Origin of the sequence: Bradyrhizobium sp. 6(2017) (genome assembly GCF_011058295.2) — a bacterium.
GTDB lineage: Bacteria > Pseudomonadota > Alphaproteobacteria > Rhizobiales > Xanthobacteraceae > Bradyrhizobium > Bradyrhizobium septentrionale.
Map to the genome: position 1 here is coordinate 5,091,309 of NZ_CP049289.2, position 11,672 is coordinate 5,102,980.

Sequence of the window (11,672 nt, forward strand, 5' to 3'; positions counted from 1 at the left end):
CAGAGTTCAGCAACGGCTTCGATGCTAGTTCGCATGGCTTAATGCGGCGTCAACACAATGATAAGACTAACGCAATGATAAGATTTTAACCCAGTCCAGCGCCGCCGCGGTCGCGAAATGCCTCGACCATCAAGGGGTTAAGGCCAAGTTCTGCGAGCGCGTCGCGGGCTCGTGCATTGTCCTGCGCACGTCCTGCGAGCCGGTGGCCGCTGAGGCGGTCGGGCAGCGCCGTCAGCAGCGCGCCCTGGCCGAGGCGGCGCGACCATTCCTGCAGCTCCTGCGCAAGGAAGCGGTAGCCGCCGACCGTCATCACCCCCGACGGCGGGGCAGTGATGTTGATGGCGCCGGTCACGCGATCGACCCGCGCGGCATATTCCGTATCGACATAATCGCGCGGCGGCGGCGCGATCAGGGTGTCGCCCGGCGGAGGCGGCGGCGCATAGGCCGCGACCGGCACCATCGGGCCGCGCAGGCCGAGCGTGCCCTTCGGCGTCAGCAGGATCTCGCCGGCGATCGATGCGCCGGGAGCTTCACGCGGCGCGCTGTGCGGACCGGGCTTGATCTGGGCCGGCGAGCCGTCCTCGGCGGTGCGGCGGGCGCCGAACAGCCCGGCCTCGCCGAACAGGTAGACGTCGGTCATGGTCACGCGCCGCGAGGTCCAGTGCGCGCTGGAGGCAACCTGTTCCGGCGTGCGCCAGAGCCCGATCACGTTGCGCAGGGTGGGCAGGCGCTCCGACAAGCCGCGCTCGTCGAGCCGCAGCGCGAGTTGCGCAGGCGCGATCAGCGTGTCGCAGCCGTGGTCGTTGAACTGGGTCTCGAACGCCTCATCGTCGAACGGGTGATGCAGCACGAGCGTGCCGCCCGACACGAGCCAGGCCACCAGCGACGAGCAGACGCCGGCAAACGACATCGGCGCAAACGCCGACATGATGGTGGCGCCCTGCGCCAGGTCGCTCTCCAGCGACATCGCGAGCCCGCCGGCGATCAGGCCGAAATGGGCGCGCGGCACCGGACGAGGGCCTTCGCTGGTGACGTCGAAGGAGATCAGCGCCGGCTTGCGGCCATCCTGGAGCATCGGCCGCGAGGTCCGGGAGTCCTGCAGGATCGCCTGATCGAGCGACGCCATGCCTTCGGGCAGATCGGTGCCGAAGCCGCAGACATGGCGGATCGAGAAGGCCTCCGCCGCGGCGTTCATCGCGATGTCGGCATAGGAGACGCCGTCGATCCTGCCGCAGGTGACGATTGCCCGCGCCGCGGTGCGGTTGAGAGCGGATATCAGCTCGGCCTGCCGCCACAACAGCGGCAGCGGCACCACCACGAGGCCGACCCGATAGGCGGCCAGCACCGTCAGGGCGAACTCGACCGTGGAAGGCATCTGGACTGCGATCACGGTGTTGGCCGGCAATCCGTTCTCGACGAAGTGGGCTGCGATCGCCGAGATCGCGCGGTCGGCCTGGGCATAGGTCAGGCGCTTGCGGGTCTGTCCGGTGATGCGCTGCTTGTTGAGCGGGTCGACCAGCGCCAACGCGTCGGGCTGCCGCGCCAAGGTGCGCTTGAACAGGGTATCGAGCGTTGGCGAGGTGATCGACTGGTTCACGGGTTCAACGTCGGTTGCATCGCTTCGATCGGACCAGGTCATGCCGCGTCGGGTGGTATCGCATCACGTCACGTGACATCACTTGGGTTGCGCGCTGGGCCTCTCCCACCAGGTCTCCGGCAGGTAGCCGGTCAACGCCGTGGTCGAAGGCCGTTCTATCCGATTCCAGCGCGCGATCCATTGCTCTCCCGAGTTAAATAGGGGGATAGCGTAGAAGCCCGACATCAAGGCCCGGTCCAGCGCACGCACCGCCGAGACGAAGGCCGGCTGCTCCCGCGCCGCCAGCAGCGCCTCGATCATGGCGTCGATCGCCGGATCCTTGACGCCCATGTAGTTTCTCGTGCCCGGCACGTCGGCGGCCTGGCTGCCCCAGTAGAACCACTGCTCGTTGCCCGGCGACAGCGACTGGTCCCAGCGGATGGGGATCATGTCGAAATCGTAGGCGACCCTGCGCTGCTCGAACTGCACGGCGTCGACCACCCGCACCGCGGCGTCGATGCCGGCGCGCTTGAGGTCGCGCTGGTAGGCGAGGGCGATCCGCTCGTGCTCGCGGGTCGTGACCAGGATCTCGATCTGGAGCGGCGTCCCGGTCGAGCGCTGCTTCAACACCGTGCCGTCGAGCGCGTAGCCCGCGTCGGATAGCAGCGCGAGCGCATTGCGGAGAACATTGCGGTCGCGTCCTGAACCGTCCGTGACCGGCAGGCGGTAGCGGCCATCGAGGATGTCAGGCTGGATATGCGACGCATACGGCTTCAGGAGCTCGCGCTCGCGCGCGTCGGCGGGGCGCTCATAGGCTGACAATTCCGATCCGGCAAAGTAGCCGCCCGCGCGCGAATAGAGCTCGAAATAATAGTTGCGATTGACCCATTCGAAGTCGAACAGCAGCGCCAGGGCCTGACGCACTCTGGCGTCGGCAAATTTCGGCCGCCGGCTGTTGAACACCAGATATTCGGATGGCCGCGGCGTACCGATCTTGATGGTATCGCGGAGCACTTCGCCCTTCTTCACCGCCGGGAAGTCGTAGCCGTCGTGCCAGCGCAGCGGTTCGGGCTCGGTGCGGAAGTCATAGAGGCCGCGCTTGAACGCCTCGAACTGGCTGTTGGCGTCGCGGTAGTAATCGAGCCGGATCTCGTCGAAATTCCACATGCCGCGGTTGACCGGCAGCTCGCGCCCCCAATAGTCGGGATTGCGGGTGAAGGTCACGCCGGCGCCGGGCCTGACCGCCGTCACGCGGTAGGGGCCGGAGCCGATCGGCGGCGCGAATGTCGTCTCCTCAAATTTGGCGACGTCGGTGGCATGGCGCGGCAGGATCGGCATCAGGCCGAGGATCAGCGGCAATTCGCGATCCGAGACGCCGCCGAAATCGAATCGCACCGTGAGCGGGTCGAGCACTTCCGCCTTTGCGACTTTCGAGTAATACTGGTGATGCAGCGGACGGCCGTGATCGCGGAGCAGCGTCAGCGAGAACACCACATCGTCGGCGGTGACCGGTTGCCCGTCCGAGAAGCGCGCGCGCGAATCGATATGGAAGGTGACGTAGCTCCTGTTGTCGTCGGTCTCGACGCTGCGGGCGAGCAGGCCGTACAGGGTGAACGGCTCGTCATTGTTCCGCACCATCAGGCTTTCGTAGACGTAGCCGCGCTCATAGGCGTAGCCCCGGAGCTGCTGCACAGCGAGACCCCTGACGATCAGCGGGTTGAGGCTGTCGAAGGTGCCGTCCCGGGGGCTCAGCACCAGCCGGCCGCCCTTGGGGGCGTCGGGATTGGCATAGGGCAGATGGGTGAAGTCCGGCGGCAGCGCCGGGGCGCCATGCATCGCGATCGCGTGGCTCTCGGCGGCTGGCGCAGGGGCAAGCCCGGTCGTCAGGAATGCCAGGACGAAAGCCGAGGCGAGCCAGAGTGCGGCCGACGGGGCGTGCCCCACACGCCCGGGAACGCGTCTGTGAGGCGCCGGTTTTGATTCGCGAAACGTCACGCCCCAAGGTTTATCACAGGCTGCTGAAACCCGCCGTGACAAGCGCGCAAATGCGGTTGTCGGCATTGATCTTTCCGTGCGCCGCTGTATTGAAGGCGTGCAATTGGATGGGCGGGAACGCCAGTCACGTATCCGCCTCAATTGACTAGGAGACAGCCGCCCAAACGGCTATGTGTCGGCGCCTGCAGCGGTTTCGGGCGCTGCCGTTCAGAAAGGGTTTTCCGCAATGAATTTCCGTATCTTGGCCGCCCCGGTCCGGCCGCATGGGCGAATTGTCGCCCTGATGGCGGCGACGGCTCTGTCTGCAGCGCTCCTGGTTCCTGCCGCTCAGGCCCAGCAGCCCGCAGCGCCGGCGCCCGCGCCTACGGCACCGAAGGCAGCGCCCAAGGCGGCACCAAAGGCAGCTCCGAAGGCTCCGGCAGCCCAGGCGCCGGCCCAGGCACCGGCCGCTGGCCAGCCGCCCGCTGTGGCCGCCCAGCAGCCGCCCCAGGACCAGCAGATCCAGCTGATCTACGCGCCCTGGACCAAGTTCTGCCTGAAGGGCCAGGAAGCCAACGCCAAGCAGGTGTGCTTCACCGGCAAGGACGGCCGCATCGAGTCCGGCCAGCCCGTGATCGCCGCCGTGATCATCGAGCCGGAAGGCGAGCCGAAGAAGATCCTGCGCGTCACGCTGCCGCTCGGCATGCAGCTCGTTCACGGGACCCGCATCATCGTCGACGGCAACCCGCCGCAGCAGGCGCCCTATGTGATCTGCTTCCAGAACGGCTGCATGTCCGACTATGAAGCAACGCCCGAGCTGATCGCCAACATGAAAAAGGGCCAGAACCTCGTGGTCCAGGCGATCAATTCGAACGGCGCGCCGCTGACGCTGCCGCTGCCGCTCAACACCGAATTCGCCAAGGCCTATGACGGCCCGCCGACCGATCCGAAGGTGTTCGAGGAAAACTCGAAGAAGCTGCAGGAAGAGTTGCAGAAGCGTGCCGAAGAGCAGCGCAAGAAGCTGGAAGGTGCGGGCGGTGGCGGCGCGACGCCGGCTCCGGCCAACCCGGCTTCCAAGTAAAAATACTGTCAAGCGTTCAAAACAACGCGAGACCAGCAAAAGGCGCCCGGAAGGGCGCCTTTTTTGTCATGCGATACCGACTGGCTGATGGCAGCCTGCGGCGCTGGTTGTCGTGCACATCGTGTGCGATGTTCGTTGCAGGCACTTCGATTGCGCCGAGCTGCGAGCGCGCATCGTTGGTGTCTTGTCCGGACAATTCCGGCGTCGAAGCACAATCATAAATCCGATACGGGAGGCCAGACGAAAGCGCGGACAGCGCGCCTTCGACGCGCGAGCACGCGCGTGAGGTTCCGCGAACCCTGGCTGCCTGCGGACAAGTGATGACGCGAGACGATCGGACATCCGTCGTTCGCAGTCATGGAAGTCGCTCAATGTCCCACCAAGTCAACACGCAGCGGCGCGAGCCGGTCTCCCGGCCTTCGCAGCAGCCAACCGGCCGTGCTGCGGCGGATGCTGGTGTCCGCGTCAACCAGGACAATGTCCCGAGCGCATTTCATCCCGGCATCGTCCATCTCGCGCTGGCGATGGGCGGGTTCGCGATCGGCATCGCCGAATTCGCGACCATGAGCCTGCTGCCGTTCTTCGCACATGATCTGCACATCAGCGAACCCCAAGCCGGTCACGCGATCAGCGCCTATGCGCTCGGCGTCGTCGTGGGTGCGCCCGTCATCGCGGTGCTGTCGGCGCGCATGAGCCGGCGGACGCTGCTGATAGCGCTGATGGGCTTCTTCGCGCTGATGAACGGCCTCTCGGGGCTCGCGCCCGACTACCACACGATGCTGGCGCTGCGCTTCCTCGCCGGGCTGCCGCATGGCGCCTATTTCGGGATCGCCATGCTGGTCGCGGCATCGCTGGTCCCGACGGACAAGCGCACGGCGGCCGTCGGCCGCGTGCTGCTCGGCCTCACCATTGCGACGACGATCGGCGTTCCGCTCGCCAACGGGGTCGGGCAGGCGATCGGCTGGCGCTGGGCATTCGCGATCGTTGCCGGTCTCGCGCTGCTCACCGCGATCCTGGTCCTGATCTTCGCCCCACGCGACGCCGCCAACGGCAACGCAAGCCCGCTGCGCGAACTCTCGGCGCTGGGGCGCAAGCATGTCTGGCTGACGCTTGGGATCGGCGCGATTGGTTTCGGGGGGCTGTTCTCGGTCTACACCTATCTGGCATCGACCATGCTGGCGGTGACGCACACATCGCCCGCGCTGGTCCCGGTCACGCTGTGCGTGTTCGGCGCCGGCCTCACCGCCGGCAACATCATCGTGCCGCGCTTCGCCGACCGCGCGCTGATGGCCACGGCCGGCGGGCTCCTGCTGTGGTCGGCGGCGACGCTGGCGCTGTATCCGCTGGCGGCAGGCAATTTCTGGACGCTGAGCGCCGACGTGTTCCTGATCGGACTGGGCGGCGCGCTTGCGACTGTGCTGCAGACCCGGCTGATGGATGTCGCAGGCGAGGCGCAGAGCCTCGCTGCGGCGCTCAACCATTCCGCCTTCAACGTCGCCAACGCGCTGGGGCCGTGGCTCGGCGGAATGGCGGTTGCCGCCGGCTATGGCTGGACGTCGACCGGCCTCGTCGGCGCGGGACTGGCGCTGGCGGGCTTTGCGGTCTGGGCGATCGCGGTAGCGCTGGCCAGGCGGGAAGCGGTATGAGGATGCGAGACATGGCCGCGCGCAAGCTGCGGCATTCGCCGGACGGAAAGCGGGCGTCAGTTCAGCGACGGATTGCGCGGACGGTAGCCGCCCGACTTGTCCTTCACGAAGATCTCAGCCACCTGCGAATGCCGGATCGGCTCGCCGGAATCGTCGGGCAAGAGGTTCTGCTCGGACACATAGGCGACGTACTCGGTCTCCGAGTTCTCCGCGAGCAGGTGGTAGAACGGCTGGTCCTTGTGGGGACGCATATCCTCGGGGATCGACAGCCACCATTCCTCGGTGTTGTTGAACTCCGGGTCGATATCAAAAATCACGCCCCGGAAGGAGAACACCCGGTGACGGACGATCTGCCCGATCTGAAACTTGGCGGTGCGCGCTTTGATCATGGTTCGTCGATAGACCAACATTGTGGCCGATGCTAGGGGCATGGCGGCGAATTAACCCGGGGTTTACCGATTCCAGCCCTGCAAAAACGACCCAGAATCTGGCCGAGAAACTACTTTCAGAATGATCGATATCCTCAATCTGGCGCTGCCGTATTTCGGCTTGATCTTCATCGGTTACGCGTGCGGCAAAGCCAAGGGTTTGCCCGAGAGCGGGCTCGCCTGGATGAATTTCTTCCTGCTTTACGTTTCGTTGCCAGCGCTGCTGTTCGGGATCATGTCCAAGACCCCGTTCGCGGAGCTGAACAACCCGCCATTCCTGATCGCCACCACGCTCGGAACCGTGACCGCGTTCTTCCTGGCGATGGTCGCAGGCAAGCTGATCGGAGGGCTCTCGCTGCGCGAGGCGACGCTCGCGGGCCTGTCGGGCGCTTACGGCAATATCGGCTATATGGGCCCTGGCCTCGCGCTCGCCGTGCTCGGCACCAAGGCGGCGGCGCCGACCGCGCTGATCTTCTGCTGCGACAGCATCTTCCTGTTCTCGATCGTGCCGCTCCTGATCGAGCTCACCGACCGCGACCATCCCTCGCTGCTGCACGCCTTCGGCGTGGTGCTGCGGCAGATCGTGCAGAACCCGCTGATCATGTCGGCCGTGTTCGGAGCGCTGGTCGCCGCATTCCATATTCCGCTGCCAGTCGCGCTCGACCGGACCATCCAGTTCCTGGAAAACGCCGCGGCACCAACGGCGCTGTTCGTGCTTGGCATCACCGTGGCGCTGCGGCCGTTCGAGCGGGTGCCGTGGGAGGTGCCCGGCGTGGTTGCGATCAAGCTCCTGATCCACCCCTTGCTGGCATTCGGGCTGATGCTGCTGTTCGGCCCGTTCGCGCAGCCCTGGGCTGCGACCGCGGTGCTGATGGCCTCGCTGCCGCCGGCGCTCAATGTCTTTGTGATCGCACGGCAGAACGACACCTGGATCGAGCCGGCGTCGGTCGCGGTCTTGATCGGCACCTTCGCCTCGGTGGTCACGCTGACCAGCGTGATGTGGTTCATCCAGAGCGGACGGCTGGTGTTTCCTTAAGACTCTTGTTTGACGCGTTTTCTTAACGCGAACCGGTAGCCACTTCGCTTGAAAACGCTTTGGTCAGCGCCGCCATGACGGCGCGAGGCCTTCGCGCATCGCGAGCCGTCGCAGCGGACCGAATGCGCCGATCAGATGCAGGCCGGCAGCGCGGGCCGTCTGCACACCGAGGAAATCGCTCAGCAGCGACCGGTTGGCGATGTCGATCGCCCAGATCCGGCTGGCGACGTCAGGGCGCCGCGCCGCCTGATAGCGCGACAGCACATTTGGCGCGCCGGGATCTTCGCCCCGCGCGATCGCCTGACCGGTGATCTCGGCGATATCGGCGGCGTCGCGCAGTCCCATATTGAGACCCTGCGCGCCGATCGGCGGCAGCACATGCGCAGATTCCCCGACCAGCGCAACACGGTCTTTGGCAAATTGCCGGGGCCGTTCAATGGCGAGCGGAAACACGTGTCGGCCGGGCTGGACCTCGACGCGGCCGAGGATCGAATGCGACTGCCGCTCGGCCGCATCGGACAATTCGCTGTCGCCGAGCGCCATCAGCCGTTCGGCCTCCCTGGGCGCCGAGACCCAGACCACGCTGCTCCTGTTGCCGGCAAGCGGCACAAACACGCAGGGGCCGTGCTCGGTGTGAAACTCGGTCGAGATGTTCCGGTGCGGCCGACTATGGGTGATGTTGAAGGTGAGGGCGGATTGTCCGAGCTCGCGGCTGACCACCTCGATGCCGGCGGCCTCGCGGGACAATGAATTGCGCCCGTCGGCGCCGACCACGAGCCGGGCCCGAAGCGCCTGACCCTGCCGCGTCACCACGGCGACCGCGCCACCATCCGGCTGCACCGAGGCGGCCTCGTCGTCGAACCGCGTCAGCGCGGCCATCTCGCTGGCGCGGTCCTCGAGCGCTGCGACCAGCGAGCGATTGTCGATGTTGAAGCCGAACTGCTCGCGGCCGATCTCCTCGGAGGTGAAGCGCACCTCGGGCGCGCGGATCAGCCGGCCGGTGTCGTCGACGAGGCGCATGGTCTTGAGCGCCGCCGCCTTGTCGCTGCAGCGCCGCCAGACGTCGAGCCGGTCCAGGATCTCGGTCGAGGCGCCGAGCAGCGCGGTGGTCCGGTTGTCGGCATAGGGCACGCGGCGGGCCAGGAGCGCGGTCCGCGCGCCGGTATCCGCCAAGGCGATCGCGGCCGTCAATCCGGCCGGACCGCCGCCTATTACGATAACGTCATAATCCTGCGTGCTGTCGGTCATATCAGGACAATTGACATGGTTGGCCCGATTTTCAAGCCATCGGTAACCACCAAAAGTTTCCAACGGTTTGCGCGGCGGAACGCCGCAAGACTGCATATGCAAAGCGGGCCGATTCCTGATAGCACTTCGGCCGATGGACCACACCAGCGAGGGGGATGCGTTGCGAGAGCGGATGCGGACCGCCGCATTCTCCGTTCATATTTTCACGGCGCTCGGCGCCGGGGTCGCGCTGTTGGCGATGCTGGAAGCCGTGCGCGAGCACTGGGCCAACATGTTCGCCTGGCTCGGGATCGCGCTGATCATCGACGGGATCGACGGCCCGCTGGCGCGCCGGTTCGACGTGGTGCGGCTGCAGCCGAACTGGTCGGGAGAGGTGCTCGACCTGGTGGTTGATTTCGTCACCTATGTGTTCGTGCCGGCCTACGCGATCACCGCGAGCGGCCTGCTGCTGCCGCTGGCCGCGCCGATCCTCGGCATCGGCATCGTGGTGTCGAGCGCGCTGTATTTCGCCGACCGCCGCATGAAGGCCGACGATAACCATTTCCGTGGCTTCCCGGCGCTGTGGAATGCGGCGGCGTTCTATCTGTTCCTGCTGCATTTGCCGCCGGTGCTGTCGACGATCGTGGTCGCGGCGCTGATCGCGCTGACCTTTGCCCCGTTCCATGTGCTGCACCCGCTCCGCGTGGTGCGGCTGCGCTGGCTGACGCTGTGGCTGCTCGGCGCCTGGGCGCTGCTCGGCGCGTACACGCTCGCCAACGATTTCGTGGTCGGAGCCCCGATCACCTTCGGTCTCTGCGCCATTGCCGTCTACATCGTCGGCAGCGATACCGTGATCCGCCGGATGAAAGCCTTCAGAGCATGATGCAATTGATCACCAGCCCGGAAGCCTGGGCTGCGCTGTTGACCTTGACTGCGCTCGAGATCGTGCTCGGCATCGACAACGTCATCTTCCTGTCGGTGATCGTGTCGCGGATCCCGCCCGCGCAGGCCAAGCGCGCGCGGCAGATCGGCCTGATCCTGGCGCTGGTGTTCCGCATCCTGCTGCTCAGCATCCTGGTCTGGCTGATCGGGCTGACGCAGCCGGTGATCACCATCAAGGACGTCGCGCTGTCGTGGCGCGATATCATCCTGATCGGCGGCGGCCTGTTCCTGATCGCCAAGGCGACCCACGAGATCCATGGCGAGGTCGAGGCGCGCGAGGCGGAGGCCGACGACAAGCCGAGCGCCAGCGCGTTCTTCTGGGTGATCGTGCAGATCATCATCATCGACCTGGTGTTCTCGCTGGATTCGATCATCACCGCGATCGGCATGGCGCAGGATATCGAGATCATGATCGCGGCGGTCGTGATCGCCTGCGCCATCATGTACATCTCGTCCGGGCCGGTGGCGCGGTTCGTCGCGCAGCACCCGACCACCAAGATGCTGGCGCTGGCGTTCCTGGTGCTGATCGGCGTGGCGCTGGTGGCCGACGGCTTCCAATTCCACATTCCTCGCGGCTACATCTATTTCGCGATCGTATTCTCGGTCGCGGTCGAGATGTTCAACGTGCTGGCCAAGCGCAACCGCAGGAAGGCGGCGCGCCAGGGTTCCGGGCCGCTTGGTTGACAAGCCGGCGCCGATGGCATTCGCTCGCGTGACGCTGATATCTGAGGGGAGCGACCGACATGACCAAGGCTGTGCGCGTGCACAAGGTGGGGGGCCCGGAAGTCCTGACCTATGAGGACGTCGAGGTCGGCCCGCCGGGGACGGGCGAAGTCCGGATCCGCCAGCACGCGGTCGGGCTGAACTTCATCGACGTCTATTTCCGCACCGGCCTCTACAAGGCGCCGGGCCTGCCGTTCATCGCCGGCAACGAGGCCGCGGGCGAGGTTTTGGCGGTCGGCCCCGGGGTGACCAATTTCCATGTCGGCGACCGCGTCGCCTATTACTACAACCTCGGCGGCTATGCCTCCGAGCGCGTCATCCCGGCGGACAAGCTCGTCAAGCTGCCCGACCACATTACGTACGAGCAGGGCGCCGTGCTGATGCTCAAGGGGCTCACGGTCTGGTATCTGCTGCACAAGACCTTCAAGGTCGAGCAGGGCCATCGGGTGCTGATCCACGCCGCGGCCGGCGGCATCGGCCTGCTGGCCTGCCAGTGGGCGCACGCGCTCGGCGCCAATGTTATCGGTACCGTCGGCTCCAAGGCGAAGGCCGACATCGCGCTCGCCAATGGCTGTGACCACGTCATCCTCTACAACGAGGAAAATTTCGTCGAACGCGTCAAGCAGATCAGCCGCGGCGAGCTCTGCGACGTCGTCTATGACGGCGTCGGCAAGACCACCTTCCCGGGATCGCTGGCCTGCCTCAGGCCGCGCGGCCTGTTCGTCTCGTTCGGCAATGCCTCCGGTCCGGTGCCGCCGTTCGCGCTCGCGGAGCTCAACAACCACGGCTCGCTGTTCGCGACGCGGCCCAAGCTCAACGATTATGTCGGCACCCGCAAGGAACTGCTCGAAGGCGCCGACACGCTGTTCGCGGCCGTCATCAACGGCAAGCTGCACGTGCCGATCAATCACGCCTATGCGCTGAAGGATGCCGCGAAGGCGCATATCGAGCTGGAGAGCCGGGCGACCACGGGCGCGGCGATCCTGCGGCCGTAGTTTTCGTCATTGCGAGCGTAGCGAAGCAATCCATGTCTCCACTC

At 66.0% G+C, this 11,672-nt stretch carries 10 protein-coding genes; 6 read left to right on the plus strand and 4 right to left on the minus strand.

Annotation, left to right across the window (positions count from 1 at the left end):
- Nucleotides 1–85: 85 nt before the first annotated feature.
- Nucleotides 86–1,639, minus strand: a complete 1,554-nt coding sequence (locus G6P99_RS23755; protein ID WP_156928665.1) for an AMP-binding protein — start codon at nt 1,637–1,639, stop codon at nt 86–88.
- A gap of 36 nt (nt 1,640–1,675) precedes the next feature.
- Nucleotides 1,676–3,412 carry an extracellular solute-binding protein gene (locus G6P99_RS23760; RefSeq protein WP_165128963.1) on the minus strand — a complete coding sequence of 579 codons (1,737 nt, stop codon included), beginning with the start codon at nt 3,410–3,412 and terminating at the stop codon, nt 1,676–1,678.
- A gap of 385 nt (nt 3,413–3,797) precedes the next feature.
- Between G6P99_RS23760 and G6P99_RS23765 the strand changes: the two genes are divergently transcribed.
- Together G6P99_RS23765 and G6P99_RS23770 are read left to right on the plus strand one after the other, a co-directional pair.
- Nucleotides 3,798–4,631 (plus strand): invasion associated locus B family protein, encoded by an 834-nt coding sequence (locus G6P99_RS23765; RefSeq protein WP_029081879.1) that lies wholly within the window; start codon nt 3,798–3,800, stop codon nt 4,629–4,631.
- A 371-nt stretch (nt 4,632–5,002) separates the two neighbouring features.
- Nucleotides 5,003–6,277, plus strand: coding sequence for an MFS transporter (locus tag G6P99_RS23770; RefSeq protein WP_029081878.1), 1,275 nt, complete (start codon nt 5,003–5,005; stop codon nt 6,275–6,277).
- A gap of 56 nt (nt 6,278–6,333) precedes the next feature.
- On the opposite strand, the gene hspQ is transcribed toward G6P99_RS23770, so the two are convergent.
- On the minus strand, nt 6,334–6,666 hold the full coding sequence (gene hspQ / locus G6P99_RS23775) for a heat shock protein HspQ (protein WP_024584048.1): 333 nt from the start codon (nt 6,664–6,666) through the stop codon (nt 6,334–6,336).
- Between the two features lie 121 nt (nt 6,667–6,787).
- On the opposite strand from hspQ, the gene G6P99_RS23780 reads away from it, so the two are divergent.
- A complete protein-coding gene (locus G6P99_RS23780; protein WP_029081877.1) occupies nt 6,788–7,741 on the plus strand; it encodes an AEC family transporter in 954 nt (317 codons plus the stop codon).
- A 63-nt stretch (nt 7,742–7,804) separates the two neighbouring features.
- On the opposite strand, the gene G6P99_RS23785 is transcribed toward G6P99_RS23780, so the two are convergent.
- Nucleotides 7,805–8,989 carry a UbiH/UbiF family hydroxylase gene (locus G6P99_RS23785; protein ID WP_029081876.1) on the minus strand — a complete coding sequence of 395 codons (1,185 nt, stop codon included), beginning with the start codon at nt 8,987–8,989 and terminating at the stop codon, nt 7,805–7,807.
- A gap of 133 nt (nt 8,990–9,122) precedes the next feature.
- Between G6P99_RS23785 and pcsA the strand changes: the two genes are divergently transcribed.
- Genes pcsA through G6P99_RS23800 form a run of 3 tightly spaced genes read left to right on the plus strand, consistent with a single transcriptional unit; the run spans nt 9,123 to nt 11,628 of the window.
- Complete coding sequence (gene pcsA / locus G6P99_RS23790; RefSeq protein ID WP_029081875.1) at nt 9,123–9,851, plus strand: phosphatidylcholine synthase; 729 nt, start codon at nt 9,123–9,125, stop codon at nt 9,849–9,851.
- Entirely contained in the window at nt 9,848–10,594 is a 747-nt protein-coding gene (locus G6P99_RS23795; RefSeq protein WP_029081874.1) for a TerC family protein, read from the plus strand. Before pcsA ends, G6P99_RS23795 begins: the two co-directional genes overlap by 4 nt.
- Before the next feature lie 59 nt (nt 10,595–10,653).
- Nucleotides 10,654–11,628: a quinone oxidoreductase family protein gene (locus G6P99_RS23800; RefSeq protein WP_029081873.1), complete on the plus strand. Its 975-nt coding sequence runs from the start codon at nt 10,654–10,656 to the stop codon at nt 11,626–11,628.
- Nucleotides 11,629–11,672 lie beyond the last annotated feature (44 nt).